Here is a 19,625-nt window from a genome sequence, read left to right as displayed (position 1 = left end):
AGCCGGGACTGGCCGCGGTGACGGCCAAGCCCTCACCGGTGTCGCCGATACCCTTGGCCGGGCCCGCACCGTTCGTTCGGCCAGCGGGACCGGCCAGGCCACCCCACTCCCCGCCTCCCGGCCATCCGGCGCTGGGCCTCGACGGGAACGCAAACTCATCGAAGACGCCGACCGCCTGCCGCTCCAGCGCCGAGCCAAGGCCTGGCGAATCCTGGACACCGGCTGTCGCAGACCGCTCACAACGTTGGTTTCGCCGCTTCGACCACTCTCGCGCTTGCCCGGCCGGTGGGGTCACCCCGTCGGGTTGGTCACTTGTCGCTGTGGACCAAATTCTTCCTACGGCCGAGCAACGCGAGGACGGCCACAGCGGCGACGGTCATCCACACCTTGCCGATGATTTGCCCTGGTAGGAATTCGAAGGAATCGAAGGCTATCTTGAGGAAGATCAGGCTGTCTGCCAGCAGGCCGACGATGTTCGAGCCGACCACGGCGACGATGAGTCCGCGCTTCCGCAACGGTTCGTACACCGCGAAGTCCAAGAGTTCCGCCACGATGAACGCAACGGTCGATGCGGTGGCGAGCGCTGGGTCGGCCAAGAGGTAAGACAAGGCGGTACCTACCACGATGACACCCAGGACGGCGCTGCGGCCGGCAACCTCACGTGCCAGGTCCCGGAGGACCAGAGCCAACCCGGCGAAGTAGACGGCAGCAGGAGCGCGGAAGCCGAACCCCACCGGAACAACGCCGAGATGGGTCACGACGAGGTTCGCCAACGGGATGGTGGCGATGTATGCGGCGAGCAGAATCACCCCGCTCGGAGTGAGCTTCTTCACGGATCCTCACTTCGGATCAGGTCGACTGGCTGACTTCGGAGAACGGCTTTGCGGACCGGTCGTGCGGAAGCGCTTGAGGGTATGCCGTCACCCGGTGATCAGAGCCACCGCGTCGTGGCTGTGAATGCTCTCGAGGTTGCGCACCCTGACCTCGTGGGTCAACTCTCGGACGCGGCACGTGAGCGAGATGTCGCGCGCCATGTCCTCGACGAACACGGGGTGGTCGTAGGCCTGCATCGTGAGCGTGCGCTCATCGATGCGTTTGACCAGCGGAACCACCGGAGCCGATCCGCTGTCGCGGATGATTCTGACCGCGTCCAGCACCGGTAGGGGATACAAGCGGTCTCCGTGGCCCGTGACCGCCAAGGTGACCTTGCTGCGCTGGTTGTGGGCACCGTAGTCGGAGATGCTCTTTGAACAGGGACACAAGCTCGTGACCTCGGACGTCACTGCCACGGTCACCCGGCAAGAGCCGTCCTGCCAGGTACCGGTCACTTCTACGTCGTGGACCGACACGGATTCCAACCCGCTCGTGGGCGCGGACGTCAGCTCCGAGATCGGCATGTTGAGGACTACCGAAATGCCAGGGGCGTCCAGTTCAGCCGCACCAGCTTTTAGCACTTGGGCCATCTCGCGGGGGTCGAATTCCTGTAAGCGTTCGTGGACGAGGGCGACCATCCGACTCATGTGCGTGCCACGGCGGTCCGCCTGCAGTTGGACGGTGACCGAGATCTCGGCGATGCTCCGCTGGTTGGTGACGCCATCCTCGAACACCACCGGGTACCGCAGCCCGGCAATGCCGACCTGGTCGACCTCGATGCCCCGAGGATCCACTTCTGCCTGGATGTCGTGCACGTCACCGTCCTCGATAAGTGCAACCGGAAGTGCAGGTCTCTCGGACCGTTACAGCGGATACCTCAGGCAATCGCGGCACCAAGCGGTCCCAGATCCACACGGCCAGGTTTTCGCTGGTGGGGTTCTCCAAACCCTCGACCTCGTTGAGGTACCGGTGGTCGAGCTGCTCTTCAAGGGGCTTGAACGCGGCCTTCACGTCGCCGAAGTCCATCACCCAGCCGGCGCGGCGGTCGACAAGCCCCTCCACGTGCACCGTCACGCGGTAGGAGTGGCCGTGCAGGCGGGCGCACTTGTGTCCCTCCGGCACCTCGGGAAGCCGATGAGCAGCCTCGAAGGTGAACTCTCGGAAGATCTCCATCAGCGGATCCCCAAGTACTTGTGCGTTTGCAAGGACAGCGACCAGCGCGGGTTCTTCATGCAATATTCCAGCGCGGCCTCTGTGTGGCTCTCCCTCTCCTGGTCATCGAGAGGCTGGAGCCGGAATGAGTGGAAGTCCAAGTGCTCGAACTGCGCCGGATCGCCGCCCGCTTGGGGGTAGACCAACTTCAACTCGTCACCGGAGGTCACCACGAGGTCAGCTCCGATCTTCGGGCTGACGCAGAGCCAGTCCACTCCCTCGGGGGGCACGCGGGTGCCGTTCGTTTCCACAGCAACTTCAAACCCGCGGTGGTGGAAAGCCGCGATAGCCGCTGTGTCCAACTGCAGCAGTGGTTCCCCGCCAGTGCACACCACGAAGCGGTTGAGCCTGGCCTCCGACGGCCATGCTCCTTCGACGGCGTCAGCGAGTTCATCGGGCGTGGCAAATCGCCCACCCCCGGTGCCATCGGTGCCGACGAAGTCCGTGTCGCAGAACTTGCAGATGGCTCGATACCGGTCCTTCTCCAGACCCGTCCAGAGGTTGCACCGGGAAAAGCGGCAAAAGACGGCCGGCCGGCCGGCTTGGCTGCCCTCACCCTGCAGGGTGTAGAAGATCTCTTTGATCAGGTAGGTCATGTGCTCGCGTTTCGGTACGTCACGGGATCGGTGACACCGGCCTCGGAGAAGCCCTTGAGCCGCAGCAGGCAGGTGTCGCAACGACCACACGCCAACCCCTGGTCGTCGGGGTCGTAGCAACTCGATGTGATCGAGTAGTCGACCCCGAGGCGAAGGCCTTGGCGGATGATGTCGGCCTTGGACATCTCGATGAGCGGTGAGTGGAGGCGGAGCGGGGTTCCTCCCTCGACACCGGCCCTGGTGGCGAGGTTGGCCATCCGCTCGTATGCCGCCATGTACTCCGGCCGGCAATCCGGGTAGCCGCTGTAGTCGACCGCGGTCACACCGGTGAAGATGTCCGTCGCCCCGACCACCTCGGCGTACGCTAGCGCGAACGACAGGAAGATGGTGTTGCGCGCCGGCACGTAGGTCACCGGGATGCTGCTCGCGTCGACCTCGTCGAGGCTGTCGTGCTTGGGCACCGAGATGTCCGACGTGAGCGCCGAACCGCCGAAGACGCGGAGGTCGATGTCGGCGGTCACATGCCCGGCTGCGCCCAGCGCCTTGGCGACACGTTCAGCCGCCTCCAGTTCGATGCTGTGGCGCTGCCCGTACCGAAAACTGAGCGCGTGTGGGGCAAAGCCCTGGTCCTTCGCCACGGCCAGTACCGTCGTTGAGTCAAGACCGCCGCTGAGCAGTACGATCGCCGGTCGTCCCATCGGCGTCACCCCTTCAACTGGTGGACAACTAGGTGAGATCATCGATCTAACTAGGCTGTAGAGTAAACCCCATCTGATGCGAGTTAGGGTCCAAGGGAGCCGGCGAGGCGTGAAGAAACTATCCGTGATAGTGACCTGCACGGACCGTAAGATGTTCACCCCGCCTTCAACTCTCCGTGTGGGCTCACTTCCGGCGGGCACGGTTGGCAGTCGGCTCGGAACGTGGACGGACCGGATACGTGACGAGACTTGCCGCGCTCCCCTGAAGGACCTGTACAAGGGCGAGCACTGGCTCCAGGCGCACGCCGTGGTCGATGCGGCCGTTCGAGCGGGGTTCACGGCCGAGTTGTGGGTTGTGTCCGCGGGACTGGGTCTGCAGCCTGCGACCGCTTCGTTCCCGGCGTACGCGGCCACGTTCAACACCGCTCACGAGGACAGTGTCGCATCGACCCGTGTGGACCGGCGGCTGTGGTGGAAAGGCCTTCAGGACCGCATGGGCGCGTCGACCTTGGTCGAACTAGGCTCCCGTGGCCCTGTCCTTCTGGTGCTGTCCGAGCTCTACGGGAGTGCTCTGACAGCGGAACTACGCGAACTCGGCAACGCGGGAACCGATGTCCTGCTCGTCGGAGGTGCCGAAGAAATTTCGGGTGTGTATCGCGTGCCGGCCAACGGATCGCTTCGCAAAGTGCTGGGCGGTACGCTTACCGGGCTGAACGCGCGGATGGCCGTTTCCTGGTTGGCGCACTGCGAGGATGGTGTGCTGACGTCACCTGCCACGACGGAGTCGTGGGCACGTTGGGTCGAGCGTTCAGCACATCGTGAGACCTACAACCGCACGTCCATGACGGATGCGGAGATTAAGAAGTTCATCCGAGTTTCGGTAGCCGAGCAACACGACATCTCACGGACCAGGTTGCACCGGTTGCTCAGAGACAGCGGCAGGGCGTGCGAGCAGAAGAGGTTCGCCAACCTGTACTCCGAGACGATGGGGGAGCGGTGAGCCTCAAGCGCAGGGCGTTGAAGGTGCACCAGCACCCGACGATCCCCCTCTACGTCTTCACGCTCGCGGCAGAGGAAGTCGCCCTGATCTCGGACGTGGCGCGAATCTCCCGGGATGAGGCGGGCCGCCTCCTGGGGTACCAGCGCCCTGAGAAGAAGCAGCACGTCAACCAGATCCTCGAGTACCTCGACAGCGGCGAGGTGTTGTTCCCCAATGGCTTGATCATGGCACTGCCGGACTCGGTTCGCTTCCGTTCCAGTCCAGGTCCGTCGGCCTCCGATGGTCTGGCCACCAGCGGCACGATCGAGATCCCGCTCCCACAGACTCTGGACGAGCCGCGCCCGGCGTGGATCGTGGACGGCCAGCAGCGGAGCCTGGCCCTCGCGCGGACGAAGCGAACCCGCTTGCCCGTGACGGTCGCCGCTTTCGTGGCCGAGGACATCGCCACCCAGCGCGACCAGTTCCTGAGGGTGAACACGGTGTCCCCGTTGCCCGCCAACCTCGTGTCGGAACTGCTGCCCGAGGTGGGTACGGCACTGCCTGCGAAGCTGTCCGCGCGCAAGTTGCCATCCGCCCTGGTCACGATGCTCAACCAGGATTCGGATTCGCCCTTCCGCGGGCTGATCAAGCGACCGTCGACCAGCTTGGAACAGCGCGGTACCGCCGTCGTCACCGACAACAGCCTCACGGCTGCGGTCGAGGAGTCCCTCAACTCGTCCGCAGGCATCCTGTTCCTCTATCGCAACCTTTCGAACAGCACCATAGACACGGGCGCGATACGCAAGATCCTGGTCTCCTACTGGACCGCTGTGCAGCACACCTTTCCTGAAGCCTGGGGTCTGCCGCCGACCAAGAGCAGGTTGATGCACGGTGTCGGGATCAGGGCCATGGGGCGACTCATGGACAAGATCGTCCCGAACGTGGACCTGGAAGCGGCGGATGTCGTCGAGCAGATGAGGAAGGAGTTGACATTGATCGCGGACTACTGTCACTGGACCAAGGGACGGTGGGGTGAGTTGAACATAGCCTGGAACGAACTGCAGAACACCCCGCGACACATCAGTGTCCTGTCCAACTTCATCATCCGCGTCTACGTCAAGTCCCGGGTGAACCCGTCGTGAAGTTCTACTTCCCTGACAGCCAAGACCTGGTCAGCCCGACGTATGACTTTCTCAACGACGAGTACTTGCCCACACGGGTTCGTCAGCGCGACGACGTGTACGCGCACGAAGTGGTCACACCGTCCCCTTACGATGGTGTCCTCGTCAGCAAGGCGATCGTCGACGGTTCGGTGAAGGGGGCGGGCAAGTACGCCGCACCGCAGCGCGCCAGGCTATACCGCTTGGGAGTGCGCAAATTCTTCAGGCTGCCACCGGAAACCGTCAGCCTCGGCGACTGTGGCGCCTTCAACTACGCCGACGAGGAGTACCCGCCATACTCGGTCGACGAAGTCCTCGACTTCTACGACGAGTGCGGGTTCGACTCGGGCATCAGCATCGACCACGTCATCTTCGGGTACCTCCCGGAGGCCGGCGAGGACGACGTGGACCCGGCCTGGGTGAAGCGGCGGCGCATCTCCCTGGACCTGGCCGAGAAGTTCCTCGCCGCCGTGGAGGCGCGGGAAAGCCCGGTTGAACCTGTCGGCGCGGCGCAGGGGTGGAGTCCCGCCAGTTACGTGGATAGCGTGGCCCACTTGCAGGAGATGGGGTACCGGAGAATTGCGCTCGGCGGCATGGTGCCGCTCAAGACTCATGAGATCCTGGCGTGTCTCGAGCAGATCTTCGTCATCCTGCGGTCGGATACGCAACTGCACCTGCTGGGGATCACCCGGGTGGAGAGCATGGAGCGCTTCGCCGAACTCGGGGTGACCAGCTTCGACAGCACATCGGCTTTCCGGCAGTCATTCATGGACGACCGGAACAACTACCACACCGCCGATGGCGCCTACACGGCTGTGCGCGTTCCCCAAGTCGATGGCAACCCCGCGCTGAAGCGGTCGATCCTGTCGGGAGCAGTGTCCCAACGCGATGCCGTCCTTGCCGAACGAGAGTGCCTGAGTGCCCTGCGGGGTTACGACCAGGGCGCCGTCGACATCGAGGACGTCATGGCGGCCTTGGCCGCTTATGAGACGCTCGTCTTGGGTGACAACCAGGCGAAGAAGAAGAGTTACCTCGTGCAATACCGGAGAACGCTGGAAGCGTGTCCCTGGAAAACTTGTCCTTGCGCGTTGTGCAAGGAGCACGGTATCGAAATAGCGATCTTCCGCGGTACAGAGCGAAACAAGCGGCGAGGGTTTCACAATTTGACCGTTTTGGAGGCTAAAATGCGCAAGGTCGTCACGTGACCGGTCGCAGTGAGATCGTCCCCTCAACTAGGAGAGAAAGTGGCTGACAGGTACACCCTGCGACTCCCGGCCCTCGAGGTCCGGCAGGGTCGTCGACGGATCTACTGCTTCGCCGTCGACGGCAAGAAACTGCATAGCTTCGCAGCGGTGTCGCGCATCCGCCGTGACGATGGCGAGCAGTTGCACGGTTACCAGCGTCCGGAGGTGCTCAGTCACATCCGCGGTATTCGCAAGTACCTCGAGTCGGGCGGGGCGATGCTGCCCAACGCGATCGTCGTCGCCTTCGACGGGCGCGTGCAGTTCACCCCTTCGTTGATGATCTCGTCGGACACCGCCGACTACTCGGTCCCAGGGGAACTCATCATACCGGTGGACGAGAGTTTGTCCGAGGCCGAGAAGCCCGCCTGGCTCGTCGATGGTCAGCAGCGCAGCGCCGCGATCCGCGATGCCGACGTCGCCGAGTTCCCCGTTGCGGTCGTGGGCTTCATCACCGACTCCGAAGAGGAGCAACGTTCGCAGTTCATCCTGGTCAACTCCACCAGGGCGTTGCCCAAGGGCCTCATCCACGAGTTGCTGCCCGACACCATCGGCCACCTGCCTGACGCGTACGTGCGCCGCCGCCTGCCTGCGCAGTTGATGACGCGTTTGAATGGCAAGCGCGAAAGCCCATTCTTTCGCATCATCGCATCACCGACCGCACCTGATGGCTACATCAAGGACAACAGCGTCCTGAAGATGGTCGAGCACAGTCTCTTCGAGGGGGCGCTGTATCAATATCGCAACCCCGTTGACGGCACTGGTGACGTGGAGCGGATGCTCGCCCACCTGATCGGCTTCTGGTCGGTCGTGCGCGAGGTCTTCCCCGAGGAGTGGAGCAAGCCCCCGCGTAATTCGCGTCTCACTCACGGTGTCGGCATCCAGGCGCTCGGCTTCGTCATGGACACGCTGACAGAGGACCTGCCAGCCGAGGGCGTGAAAACCGTAAAACTCCGAGAGGCGCTGGAGAGTCTGCGTCCTCGCGTGGCCTGGACGTCCGGCACCTGGAAGTTCAGTGACGGTGAACGGCGTTGGAATAACCTGCAGAACACGCCGAACGATGTCCGTCAATTGACCACTTACCTTCTGAAGTTGTTGCGCAAGCAGGCGCGATAATTTATATCGAAAATGCGGCGCAAATGTTTGCGACAATTTTATTCGAGAAGTCGATCGAAGTGTTGTGTTCGTGCGTCGCGTAGACCTCAGGCACGTCGAGTCAACTGATTTGAAGGGTGGTGCTGGGATACCTCGAGAACACGTCCAATGATGTGTGGTAGTTGACGGCTCATTTGCTGTGCGTGCTCAAGAAGCGGTCGATCGTCCACTCCGGCTCACCGGGTGGCCTCCCTGACGCCCCGCACTGCCGCGCGGAGCAGGGAGGCCGACCCGCTGCCATCCGCGTACTCCACCCTCGTCGATCGCCTCTTGTTCTCGATGATGAAGCCCGTTGCGGCGTGCTTGGCGCATCGGGTGGCGAGGACGACGACATCGGCGTTGCGCGACTTCTGCTTCAGCGAGTCCGTCCCCACCTTGTCGTGTGACAGGAATACCTTGAGATCCTTCGCCTGCCGTGTCAGTTCGTCGGACACTCTGGCCAGTACAGCTTCATCCAGGGAGTAGAGCAGCACTGACAGAGCAGGCGCCTCGGCGAGTGTGAAGCCATGCTCCTCCGAATTGAGTTCAGGCCATTCGAGCGGCACGCCCAGTTCGCCGCATAACCGTTGAGCGAGGGCGGCGTCCTCCGATTCAAGCCGCCTGTGGTTGCGGTGCAGCGGCTCCAGCAGTGCGATCGCTGCTGCGGTTCTTGCCGTGTCATCGGGGCACGCGGCGACGACCAACCGGTCGGCGAAGTCCAAGGCGATGTCGCTCGTCAGCGCACCTGCCCACTGCCTAGCCGACGAACTAACGATGTCCAGCAGTTCGATGTACTTGGTCCTGCTCGGAGACGAACGCAAGAAGATCTCGGTCAGAGCGTAGAGCGACAGCAGGTCTCCGCGGCTGAGCCGGTCGACTGACAGAGCTGCCGCCAGCAATTCCTCGGTTGTCTGCGGTGCTTCACCATGGTCTTCCAGCGCTTCGATGAGCACGCCGACCACCTGCCACACCTCCATCCACTCCTGGTCGCTGAGGGTGGTGAGCAGTTCGCGAATCCTCGAGTCCTGGCTCCCGAGCGAGGGCCAGGAACGCCAGATCTCATCACGGATGACAACGGAGATGGCGCGGTCCTGGTTTGCTGCCGCCTGGAAGAAGCCGATCCAGTCCCCAGGCAGTGCGATCTCAGCGGGTAGGTTCTCGCCTGAGGCCGGGGTTGTCGCCGCAGGGGCGGCGCCCCCCACCGCGGCAGAGATAACCTTCCACAGGACTGCGGGCAATTCGTCTGCCCAGGGGGTGCCGCGGAGAGCCAGTGCGCGTCGCAGGGGCTCCGGGTCCTCTCGTCCGATGGCTGCCACCAGCAGCACACCGGCAGCTTGGGTGCCGTACAGATCGACTGCATCGTGCCAGGGGAGTGTCAGAGCCGGGTCGAGGTCCCGTAGGCGTTCGCAGGCGGTCTCGACATCGTTGCTCTCCAGGTGCGGTGCGAGCACGGTCTGGAAGACGGCTTTGAGAACCGATTCACGCACGCGGATCGGGGGGGACTGCGCAAGTACGCCCGGCAGTTCGCGCATCCTCAGCAGTTCGCCCCCCAGGCCGAGGCGGTCAAGGCGCTTGATCCGCAGGTGGATGAGATTACTGGCAGTCAACCCACCTCTGCGCACGATCTGGTTCAGCACCTCTGCTGAGGTCGCTTCCCCTCCTGTCGACAGCGCGGCCTCGAATTCACCCAGCAGGCGCCCGATGGGCTTGACGAGCCGCAGTTCGCGACGAGGACGCCTGGATACGGCACGTTGCATTCGCTCGAGCGCGTTGCGCAGCCTTCGCCTGTGAAGTGGGTTCTTGCCCGCACTCAACACGTAGACCGGGGTGTCCGGGCCATAGCGGGCAATGACCGCAGCCTCAACGGCGTCGTCTGGGCTCATCACCGATGGCACGATGTCGGCTGTCTTGCAATAAGTCGGACCCGCGAACGCGTTGATGAGCTCGGGGATGTGCGGGGCCAGGACAGGGTCATTGGCGATCACGTACATCGTCGCGTCCTGCGTGCGCGTGCTGAATCGCGGCAGCACGACCGGACTTTCTCCCCGTATCACGACCGGTTCGTAGCTCTGCAGGACGCCGGAGAACGATGCCGCGTCGTTTCCCGGCCCAAAGAACGCTTTGATGAACGCCGTGGCCCGGGCGAGTTCATCCTCGGTCGTCTCGGGGATCACCTGGGACCACCCCACCGTGCAGCGAAGTCGAGGCGGGCCTGAGCGACCTCCGCCACGTCGATCACGTAGCGCACGGACTCCTCGTTGTTGCCCAACCCGTTGGCTGTGAAGTTCATCGACCCGCTGATCATCCACCCGTTCCCGCACACCGTCTTCTCGTGCTCGATCGGATCGAAAATGACTGACAGCCCAGGGTGGGGTCCGAGGTTGGAGTTCAATTGGTTGATGAAGAGGTTGTTGTGCGGGGTCGGGCGGGTCGCGACCCACACCTTGCTACCTGACCGGGCCAACTTCGCGAGAATATCTGCGAGCCGGTACCTGCTGACGTTTTCTTCTCCGAAGAGCGCGTCAAACATGCCTTGGGTGTTGTCCAAAACCTCGACATCGCTGATCCACGCGGAGATCACCCATAATTCCGGTCCCGGGGACACAAGTTCGGAGAGCAGTGCGTCAGCGAGGATCGCATTGGCGGACAACCCCAACCGTGGGCCGGTCCGCACCGTTCGTTCAAGTGCGCTCATCGCCCGCTCTCCCGCAGTTCCACTCGAATCTGGAGGCTTCCCGCATCGCGGACCGCTTCGGTGACGGTTCCGTACACGCGCAGTACATCACGGTCGACTGGGAGGGCTGGGACCTTGCGAATCGCGGTCCCCAATTGGTGGCGTTCGCCCACCGGGCACGTGAGCCAAACCGCTCCGGACTTCGGCAGTTCAGCGGCGTAGCGGACCTCCCAGCCGCTTTCCACCACGGAGATGACCGGAAGATCCTCGCATTGGGCAGCGGCCACCAGCAGTCTGTCCAACACAGGAGGTCGGTCATACGGTAGGTAGGGCTGGTAGCTCATGAGGTGCTGGTTGCGAACTTGGCTCCCTCGGGGCCACAGCAGGCTGAAGATCTGGTCCGCTTGCAGCCTGGTTCCGCTTGCGGTGCTCACACGCCCTGAGCCGACCGCGTACGCCAAAACCCGGACATCGATCTCCACCCCTAATCTGGATTCGAAATCCGACCACAGGGCGATCAGTTCAGCCGCGTTGCGGTCTGTGTGGACCGAACTGCCGGGGCGGAGGAGGCGGACCGAGAGTGCCGCCACGACCGCGTGCGTGACAGGCCCGTCCAAGGCGGTCATCGCTTCTCGAAGAGTCGCCAGCGCCTTTTCGGTTTCGTGCGCTGATCGAGCCGTTCGCATGGCCTCAACAGCGCGGGCCACATCGCCGTTCGGTTGCTCGGACAAGTTCTCGACGAGCGCGGATAACGTCGTGTCGGTGCTCTCGAATTCATTGGGTCGGAGAGACGTGGTCACCTGAGCCCAGAAGCGCACCGGGTCTTGGGCGTAGACTTCAGCGAGCCGCTCGACGAGTCCTGTGCCCCCGATACCTGTCTCGGTCATCCACACGGTGGCAGGGGATTCATCGTTCTGACCGGGGACGACGTCGACTATCAGATCCTGCTCGTTCGCGTTTCCGCAGACCCGGAACGCCGTGTCGAGGACAGCAGCGGCCACCGTGTCGAAATATGCCCGACGTGCCAATCTGACTGTTCGCACGTCCACGTCGTCGGCGTGCAGGAGTTCGCCTGCTTCATTGAGCACCCGGATGACCACTTCGTCGCGGCTCAGAGCGGTCAGTTCCTGTTGGATCTGGCTGAGGCCCTGGGATTGTCCGCCAACCCCTAGCGGGTCGTCGCGGTAGAGGACAGCCAGCACGCGGCCCAGGTCATCGCGCCAGGAGCCGTCGCGGAGTTGCGTCCACAACTCCGTTGGCGATTGCTCCGTTTCCATGCCGGCGAGCGCATAACTGGTGAGGTAACCGAGGACCAGCCAGGTCCGCTGGAAGTATGTGGCCTTCTCCGCCAAGGCGGGGTGTTCTGTCACCGCTCGCTGGAAGGCAATCCACCGCCACTTCGGGGAAAGCAGGTGCTCGCGCACTGCGCTCGCGGTCACATCGAGGTGCGCGATTTCCAACCGCATCCCGTCGACATCGAGTTCGAACCCCAAGGCCGCAGGTTCGCCACCGTGTCGGTAGAGCACACGGTGACGTTCCGTTTCGTTGGACCTCCGCACTTCGCACTCAGCACCGTAGGTCATCCTCCGCAACAGGAGTGGGTTCCCCGCCACGTGCGACGCGAAGGCGACAGATAGCACCTGGTTGGCCCAAGGTCCGGTCTGCGGCGCATCCACTTCCGGCATCCCGTGAGTCGACGGCACCACCTGGGAGCCCCATAGGGGATAGCCCTGTGAACTGTTCTTCACGTCGACGTCAGGGAGGCTGAGAACGAGTCGGGTGGGGCGTAGAACGCGATAGCTCCCTTCGCCGGGCACCCAGGAGGTCCACGAACCCACCATTCCCGCATCCGGGGCGAAAGTGACGGGGTCGATCTCGGTCGCTCCACCCGCGGGTACCGGAACCCATGTGCGGTCGTCGTCGTTCTGGTAGCCGTACCGCAGGCTCACCCGGCCTGGCACGGCCTCACGCAGTGCCTTGGCAATGGGCAGGTGCTCGTCCTTGTCGGTGGCGAACGGCAGGGTGAACGTCACCTCGGGCAAGTTCAACGGCTCGAACAGCGCGCGGGTCACGAACTCGGGGAGGTAACTCCTGGGTTCTTTGCCCGGGTCTGTGCGCAGCGAGACCCACTTGCTCTCCAGCCTGCGCTGCACCGTAGGCACCACTGACAAGAGCAAAGACCGTGGTTGCTCCCACAGCAGCGCTTGGACCGATGCTTCGTCGATCTTCAACGCGTGCTTGAGGTGTTGGGCCAACCTGTCCTGCAGCTCATCATCGATCAGCAAGTTCTCCAAGTGTTCGGCGAGCCAGTTCCAGGCCGGCGCTCTGCTCTCCGCGGCGCGCTCCGAAGCCGGGGCCTCGAGAACTCGCCGAAGATCCCAGCGGGGAAATTTCTTCCGGAAGGAGCGACCCACCCAGTCGAACATCGCTTGCGTGGCTTGCACCTTCTGCACGTGCCGGTTGCCGAGGGGCAAGCCCCGGGCCGGGACGATGGGTGCAAAGAGCGTGTCATATGCCTGGTAAGCCAGTCGGTCCCTTCCGTACTCGGAGAGCACTACCACGGTGATTGGGCGAGTACCTCGTCGTCTCCCGGCCCGTCCGCGGCGTTGGATGAAGGATGAGGTGTCGTATGGAGCCTTGTGCTGGAGGACCAAGCCGACGCGCGGATCGTTGAAACCCACTTCGAGCGACGCGGTGGCGACAATCAGCGCCGCACGCGAGTCGACGCCCGTGTCCTGCGAAGTCGTGCGCGCGATCGTCAACGGACGTGTCGCACCGCTATCCTTGCCCAGCACGTGGCCGATGCTCTCCACCAGGTCCCACGACTGCGCCTCGGCGTACCTGGCGCTGTGCTGCGGGTAGTCCGCCGCGCGCAGACCCGCCAGCACCGGTTTGCGCCCTGCTGTGCCTGAGCGGTACTGCCCACCTTCCGCATCGCGGAGGTTGTTGTAGAAGCGGTTGGTGACATCCAGGTCATCGGTGAACAGGAATCCTGTGGACCCGAACGGTGATGGGCTGTTGTCGTCCGCCTCGAGTACTCGTCCGAAGAGCATTGCAGTCTGGATTGAGGTGGACAGGACGCTCACGCCGGAGGTCGGGTCGCTGCGCACCGCGATCGCGTACTCCCGTCCTTCCTCTTCCATGTCTTCAGAGCGCGGCTCGATGTGGGTGACGTGGTCGTCGGGCAGGCCCACCAGTTCCGCGAAGAACGCTCCCGCGTCGCGGAGGGTCGCGCTCAGCCCGACGAAGGTCGTCGCCGACCGGCTGGCGTGCTGCCAGCGCCGCAGCAGCAGGCCCACCTGGGCCCCGTGTGAACCGCTGTAAGTGTGCACCTCGTCCAGCAGGACCAGGTCGGGTCCGTTCCCCATCCACCCGAGCAGCGCGCCCATGTTGGGGTCAGCGCTGGTCCTGTTGAGCATCTCCGTGGTGGTGAACAGCAGGTCGGGTGGCTGCCGTTGTATCGACTGCCTGGTCAGGGCCAGCCGCCCGGGTGCGATTCGGTGAGGGCAGGATTGGCATTGCAACGCCTCGATTTGCTTCCTGCGGTCTTCGTCTGCCCACAGGAGCTTGCCGCGTTCGCAGGAAGGGCAGATCAGGAACGGGCAGATGCGACCTCTGGAAACGGTTCGCCAACTCTTCGTGTGGTGGCTTCGCAGATTGTCCAGGTCATCGGCTGCCTGTGGCGTTTCTCCGTAGAGCACACCGACACGCAACGCCCGCTTGGGCTGGACGCCGTGTTCGGCGGCATCAAGGCTGACGAGAGCGTCGCGCAGTTGGTCGCGCAGCAGTTCGGTCCTCGGGTACAGGGCCAGAGTGTGCACGCGCCGGTTGCTGCTGCCGGACGTCGACTGGCGGATCGCGGTGATCGCGGGCAAGTAGAAGGCGAGTGTCTTCCCGCTGCCAGTGCCCGCCCCGATGACGACGCCGCGAACCCTGCCGGATCGCAGGGCGGTCAGGACCGCTGATGTCGCGTCCACCTGGAAACGAGCGAGAGCACGGGAACCCACCTGGGACCTCGTGGTTGTTTCGGCGACAGCGTCCCACCCCGGGGTTTTCGACAGTTCCGCCATAGCCGAGTCGAGGTCGATGTCGCGCTTGGGGTAGCGGCGGTTGCTCACGTGCAGGCGGTAATCGGCCACCAGTGGCCTGCCTTGCTGCCACCACGGCGAGGAGTCGGCGTCGGTCTTCGCGCTGTGGAAGAGTTGGCGCAAGTGGGCCATCAGGCGCAATGCCTCGGCCATCCTGGTCCGGTAAGCAGGGGGATTGCTGCCCGGAATCAAGGTGAGGAGGCCTCGGGTAAGCATGTGTTGGAGGACCTGAGACCCGGGTAGATCGCCAGGGGATCGAGGGTGGGTGGCCAGGGCGGTCTCGATCGACTCGACCACTTCGTCCTGCGACAGCGCGCCATCGGTCACACCCCAGGACAGCAGTGGCAGTTCCCGGTTCTCCAACTCGTTGAGCAGGTCTCCGACGAACACGCCGCCGGGGTCGAGGTTCACCCCTGCACCCTCCTGATCTCGATCCCGCCATCCATGCCGTGCTCGCGGAGCAGGGCGATGTCAGAGTCGGTTATATCGCGAAGCGTGAGGACGCGGCTGTCGAACCTCGCCAACAGCGCCAGCAGTTCCTCCGGTGCGTCAGCCGCGGCCGCCAGGTGATCGAGCACAGTCCCGTGCTTCCCGCTGAACTCGTTGACATCGGTCGCTGAAGGCGTCGAGCGCTTGCGCAGCACGTTGAGTTCGGTCAATGCCGCTTGGACCGCTCGCTGCTTCGCTCGGTCGAGGCCCGCCATCCGATTCAGCGGGAGGCTGTCCACCGCCGATGCCGTCCAGGTCCGCCACGTCTGCTGCGCTCGCTGCGCCAAGTCCTCGGTTGCGGCGCGCACTTTTTTGCGCGCGGTGTTAAACGCCTGGTCAGCAGGCAGACCGGTGGACGCCTTGCGTCGCAGTTCGTCCAACCCACTGTGAACGTCGCCGAGCGGGAGCGGCACACCGGAGCAGCGTGCCAGAGCACGGGCCAGGCTCACCTGCGCCGTGAGGTCGGCCAGCGCCGACCTCAACTCCTGTATCCGTTGAGTGGCGCTGCGCGCGGCCTGCTCCGCAGAAGCGCCCTCGTCGATGCGCCGGACTTCGGCCCTGAACCGCTCAGCTTTTTCCAGCAGGGACCCGGCGTCGTTCATGATCCGCCCTCCTCGGCTCCGATGGTCGACCAGTCCGCGAGAACGTCCTGCACAGCTCTGGCTGTGGCATCGCCTTCCGTGGATTTCCTGTTGGTCGCCTCCGCCAGGCTGGGGGTCAGCCAGCGATCCGCCGCGATCAAGAACTCCAGAGCGACATCGAGGTGCTGCCCGCGATCGATCGCGGCGACCTTCAAGGTGGACATTCGATGCTTGTGCGGGTCAGCTTCCAACTCGTCGAGTTTGCGCAAGTCGGAAGCGAGGCTGGTGACCGATCGCCAGTCGACCTCCCCTACGGCGTCGAGCAGGTCGCGGAGTCGGGTGCCGTCCTCCCGGGTGGGGCTCAGGCCGACTCGCGGTGCCTCGTCCAACGCCGCGCGCACTGTGCTCACCGTGCCTGGACCGCTCACGGACTCCGGGAGGAACTTCCTGATCGCGTCGAGCCTGGAGCGCAGGCTAAACACCTGTGTTGTTGCCCAGTTGTCAAAGTTGCTGAAACCGAGGACCCCTCTGACCCACTTGGGTGTGGACTCGGGTTGCCAGCGCCAGTCCGAGGCGGCTCGGCGTACGAGGGGAAGCGCGCGCGCGGCGTCGATCAGCCGCACCTCGCCCGTCCCCTGGGCGACGCCCAGAGTGGTCATCATGACATGGACAAGGTCGGCCCTGGCTTCCAAATGGCGCTCAAGCGCTTCGCGCCACGCTTGTGTCCGTGATCTGGCATCTCGGCGCACCCAGTCTCGACCGCTGTCGAGGACCACCGGCAGCAAATCGGTTTCAGCCATGCCGGGCCATGCGCGCCCCGCAAGGGCGGTGCCGAGCAGGAGCGCCCGCATGCCAGTGATCAATTGCTCGTCGGAGGTCTCACTCTGGCGGGCGATGGCACTGGCGAAGTGGGTCGCGTTCGACTCGGCGATCGTGGCAAGTTTCCTGGCGTCCGTCGCGCGCAACCGGTCGCGCATCAACCCCTGAAAGAATTGGCTGTTCGCTGCCTTGCGCTCAAAGACGATCGGTGCCGACTCGCCGATCTTCTCGGAGGCTCCTTCGATCGAGATTACACGGGAGTTGACTGGCCATGGCCCCTTGAGTTCTCCCTTGGTCCACTCGCGCGTCGGCGGATCCAGCCACAAGTACCTGCGCAATACCGCTTCGTTGATGACGCTGCGAATCTTGCTGGCGACTCGTTGGTCGAGGACGTCCCCCCGTGCTGCCCATGCCTCGATCATCGCCGAATCCCTGGACGCCGGCGTCGATGCCTCTCGTCGAGCGACAGTTGCCTGCTGGGGCTGAACCTGCTTTTCCTGCCCCTTCTGCGATGCTGGGAATGAGTTGACTTGCTTGACGCTGATCGGGTTCAGGCCCAGTGTGCGCAGCAAGTTCTCGTCCACGGCGTGCAGTGAATTCGGTGCGTTGCCCCATTGTTCAACGACGAACTTGTACCTTTCGGGTTCTGCTTCGTCGTGCTGGTCGATCATCGTCACCACTTCGGTGCTCAAGGCTGCATCCAGAGGGGACAATTTGAAACGGGCGCGGGCCGTCGAATCTGGAAATTTGCATTCCCGCAGGGACTGTGCGTGGTCGATCAGGATCGGGCGAACGACCTTTCCCAGAACGGCGCGTGGGACGAATGCGCCTGGTTTGTCCGCAGTCGAGTGCACCATCCTGACCAGTGCTGATCTGTTGAACGGGTAAAGGCCGTATCCCTCGGGCGACGCCCCGAAGATGTCGTGGCACTGCGTCCGGAATTGACAGCCTTCGCACTGGTTCTTCGTCAACTCGGCCTTGGTGGGCGGTGCGTCCTCGGCCGGTACCCGGGCGACGTTGAGGTACCGCCCCGTGAACGACGCGATCTGGTTGGCCTCGTCGGTCTTCTCGTTGAAGGTCACGTCCAAGCGGAATACCCGACCACCGCTCGCGGCGCCGATGCGGGTCAATGCCGTCTCGGGGAGCATGTCGGTGAAGTAACCGGTGGTCACCGCCATCAGCGTCCTGATCGGTGCCAGCAGCGCCTCACCCTCGCGGACCGCGGGTTCGGTCAACGCGTCGAGCAGTTCGCGCTGCACCCCCTGGATGAGTGCGAAGTCCTCGATGAGCAGCAGTATCTCCCGGCCCTGTGCTGCGTAGACCTTGCGGACCTTGAGGAACGCATCGGAGAGTCTGCCCACCGCGAGGTTCGCCGCTGACCGCAGCGCGGATTCCAAGTGCTCGTTCAACAGGCCGATGGACAGTTCCTGCAACCGAGACTTAGAGTTGATCAAACCGACCAGGCGTTGGGCCTTGTGCGCAGCGTGCTGGACATCTCTGACCTTGAACGGCAGGTCGTCGGCGGTGAAGCCCGAGGACCGCTCGGAGAACTCGGGTCCGCTGTCTTGGAGCAGTTGCTGAGCGAGTTGCGAGATGAATCCGCCTGGCTTGAGCAGATAGCCCTGGAACAGCGGGTCTTGGAGGACGACAGCCAGTCCATCGGGTCCGACCAAGCCGCGGACCTCGGCCGGGGCGCTCGTCCTCGGGATTCCCGCGAGCGTCTCGTTGAGCGAGTTCACGATCCTGCGCGCGAGCATGGCAGCGTCGACCGAGGAACTGAAGACGGAAATTTCGCTTTTCAAGCTGTCCAGGGATGGGTCTTCGACATCCGAGAGCAGGCTTTCCAAGACTGCTTTGAGACTGGTTTTCGTCTTCTCGAGGTAGATGACCTTCTGGTGCGGTCCCGGGTTCAAGTGTTCGCGCACCCAGCGCACGAGGTGCGATTTCCCTGATCCCGACTCCCCAACCAACGGCATCATCAGCGCTCCGCTGTCGGTACGGCGCGTGATGAACTCCGCGAGCACCGCGTGCTCATCAACCGGGTCTTCGGAGTCGACCAGACTACGTTGCACCAGACGGGCTCGGCTGATCCGCAGCGGCGTGTGCGTGGCCAAGAACAGTGCGGAGGACGGGATCACCGCTTCGGTGCTGATGCGGGAGACAGCGGCCTCTGGGGTCCAGCACAGGTAGCCAGACAGGTCAGCCACGGGGCACCTCCAGAACGGTGATCGAGCTGAAAGTCCGGGGGAAATCGGGTTGATCCGGATCGTGCAGGTGCAGTAGGTGGCGCGCGTCGTCGTCCTGCTCGAGCCGCAACCACTTCTCGTCGTGCCCCCGCAGCAAGGCGAACGACAGCGATGGTCCCGCGTAGTTGGGGCCGGGCGATTCGATCCCAATCTCGGTCGAGTAGCGGCCACCGGGGAGCACGGGAAGCGCCTCGCGGAGTTCACCCAGAGCGGAAAGGGGTTCTACGGAGTCGCCTGCCCGCCAGAGGATTCGGACTGTTCTGCGCACCGCTGTGGTGCAGTCGGACATCAGCCTCGCTGCAGTCGAGCCGTCGCGGGCCATCAGCGCTGGTGTACAGAAGCCGAGTGCGCTCGACCACGAGCAGAAGGGGTTCCACCGCGTGTCGTTGACAATGGGATCCCCGAGACCGGACTTGATCGAACCGGGCTGGCGCTGCTGCACGTCCGACCAACCCAGGACATCGTTTACCGGGTCCAAGGTCAAGTACCAGCAGAGGGCTCTCACCAGGTCGCGTGGGCCGGTCTGCGCCGAGTTCTCGCCCAGGCCGGTGTTGTTCTCCGATGCGAGAACGGCCGACCGCAAGTTGTCGACTATCGAATCGGTGTCGGTGTTCGACTTCACCGCGAGACTGATGTCCGTGCCCGATCGTTGGGCCAAACCCAGTTCGACCAGCGTATCCACGCAAGAGTCGAACACCTTCTGGTCTTTCGTACCCGGAGGGCACAGCACGGCTCTGAACTGGTCGACGCCGATCGGCTTGCCGACGTGCGCGAGGTACCTCACCGCGACGAGCAGGTACTGGGGGTAGGAGTTCCCGGCGTTCAACAGGCTCAC

15 protein-coding genes are annotated in these 19,625 nt (G+C 63.8%); 4 read left to right on the top strand and 11 right to left on the bottom strand.

Annotated features, from left to right (window positions below; genetic code table 11):
• Window positions 1–308: 308 nt before the first annotated feature.
• The 5 genes from L6E12_RS35425 to queC form a co-directional block, all read right to left on the bottom strand.
• A complete protein-coding gene (locus L6E12_RS35425) occupies window positions 309–833 on the bottom strand; it encodes a VUT family protein (RefSeq protein WP_236228819.1) in 525 nt (174 codons plus the stop codon).
• Window positions 834–920: 87 nt separating this feature from the next.
• Window positions 921–1,688 carry a GTP cyclohydrolase I FolE2 gene (locus L6E12_RS16555; RefSeq protein ID WP_236228818.1) on the bottom strand — a complete coding sequence of 256 codons (768 nt, stop codon included), beginning with the start codon at window positions 1,686–1,688 and terminating at the stop codon, window positions 921–923.
• Between the two features lies 1 nt (window position 1,689).
• Window positions 1,690–2,046, bottom strand: a complete 357-nt coding sequence (gene queD / locus L6E12_RS16550) for a 6-carboxytetrahydropterin synthase QueD (protein WP_236228817.1) — start codon at window positions 2,044–2,046, stop codon at window positions 1,690–1,692.
• On the bottom strand, window positions 2,046–2,681 hold the full coding sequence (queE, locus tag L6E12_RS16545) for a 7-carboxy-7-deazaguanine synthase (protein ID WP_236228816.1): 636 nt from the start codon (window positions 2,679–2,681) through the stop codon (window positions 2,046–2,048). The genes queD and queE overlap by 1 nt, the downstream gene beginning before the upstream one ends.
• Window positions 2,678–3,379 (bottom strand): 7-cyano-7-deazaguanine synthase QueC, encoded by a 702-nt coding sequence (gene queC, locus L6E12_RS16540; RefSeq protein ID WP_240013046.1) that lies wholly within the window; start codon window positions 3,377–3,379, stop codon window positions 2,678–2,680. Before queC ends, queE begins: the two co-directional genes overlap by 4 nt.
• A gap of 307 nt (window positions 3,380–3,686) precedes the next feature.
• Here queC and L6E12_RS16535 point away from each other — a divergent pair, with 307 nt between their 5' ends.
• From L6E12_RS16535 to dbpB (L6E12_RS16520), 4 genes are read left to right on the top strand one after another with little or no spacing between them, the layout of a single operon-like run.
• Entirely contained in the window at window positions 3,687–4,379 is a 693-nt protein-coding gene (locus L6E12_RS16535; RefSeq protein ID WP_236228814.1) for a hypothetical protein, read from the top strand.
• Window positions 4,376–5,500 carry a DGQHR domain-containing protein DpdB gene (gene dbpB, locus L6E12_RS16530; RefSeq protein WP_236228813.1) on the top strand — a complete coding sequence of 375 codons (1,125 nt, stop codon included), beginning with the start codon at window positions 4,376–4,378 and terminating at the stop codon, window positions 5,498–5,500. Before L6E12_RS16535 ends, dbpB (L6E12_RS16530) begins: the two co-directional genes overlap by 4 nt.
• The gene (gene dpdA / locus L6E12_RS16525; RefSeq protein WP_236228812.1) at window positions 5,497–6,723 is read left to right on the top strand and encodes a tRNA-guanine transglycosylase DpdA; all 1,227 of its coding nucleotides are present in this window, start codon (window positions 5,497–5,499) and stop codon (window positions 6,721–6,723) included. Before dbpB (L6E12_RS16530) ends, dpdA begins: the two co-directional genes overlap by 4 nt.
• 39 nt (window positions 6,724–6,762) lie before the next feature.
• Window positions 6,763–7,875 (top strand): DGQHR domain-containing protein DpdB, encoded by a 1,113-nt coding sequence (gene dbpB / locus L6E12_RS16520; RefSeq protein ID WP_236228811.1) that lies wholly within the window; start codon window positions 6,763–6,765, stop codon window positions 7,873–7,875.
• Between the two features lie 215 nt (window positions 7,876–8,090).
• On the opposite strand, the gene L6E12_RS16515 is transcribed toward dbpB (L6E12_RS16520), so the two are convergent.
• The 6 genes from L6E12_RS16515 to dpdG are packed head-to-tail and all read right to left on the bottom strand — an operon-like array spanning window position 8,091 to window position 19,625.
• The gene (locus L6E12_RS16515) at window positions 8,091–10,067 is read right to left on the bottom strand and encodes a DUF2325 domain-containing protein (protein ID WP_236228810.1); all 1,977 of its coding nucleotides are present in this window, start codon (window positions 10,065–10,067) and stop codon (window positions 8,091–8,093) included.
• Complete coding sequence (dpdK, locus tag L6E12_RS16510) at window positions 10,064–10,588, bottom strand: phospholipase D-like domain-containing protein DpdK (protein WP_236228809.1); 525 nt, start codon at window positions 10,586–10,588, stop codon at window positions 10,064–10,066. The genes L6E12_RS16515 and dpdK overlap by 4 nt, the downstream gene beginning before the upstream one ends.
• Window positions 10,585–15,066, bottom strand: coding sequence for a protein DpdJ (gene dpdJ, locus L6E12_RS16505; RefSeq protein WP_236228808.1), 4,482 nt, complete (start codon window positions 15,064–15,066; stop codon window positions 10,585–10,587). Before dpdJ ends, dpdK begins: the two co-directional genes overlap by 4 nt.
• The gene (locus L6E12_RS16500) at window positions 15,063–15,746 is read right to left on the bottom strand and encodes a hypothetical protein (protein ID WP_236228807.1); all 684 of its coding nucleotides are present in this window, start codon (window positions 15,744–15,746) and stop codon (window positions 15,063–15,065) included. The genes dpdJ and L6E12_RS16500 overlap by 4 nt, the downstream gene beginning before the upstream one ends.
• Entirely contained in the window at window positions 15,743–18,751 is a 3,009-nt protein-coding gene (dpdH, locus tag L6E12_RS16495; RefSeq protein WP_236228806.1) for a protein DpdH, read from the bottom strand. Before dpdH ends, L6E12_RS16500 begins: the two co-directional genes overlap by 4 nt.
• Window positions 18,744–19,625: a protein DpdG gene (gene dpdG, locus L6E12_RS16490; RefSeq protein ID WP_236228805.1), complete on the bottom strand. Its 882-nt coding sequence runs from the start codon at window positions 19,623–19,625 to the stop codon at window positions 18,744–18,746. Before dpdG ends, dpdH begins: the two co-directional genes overlap by 8 nt.

Source organism: Actinokineospora sp. PR83 (assembly GCF_021056305.1).
GTDB classification, from domain to species: Bacteria; Actinomycetota; Actinomycetes; order Mycobacteriales; family Pseudonocardiaceae; genus Actinokineospora; species Actinokineospora spheciospongiae.
The sequence above is the reverse complement of the archived record's forward strand: the minus strand, read 5'-3'. Positions and strand labels throughout refer to the sequence as shown.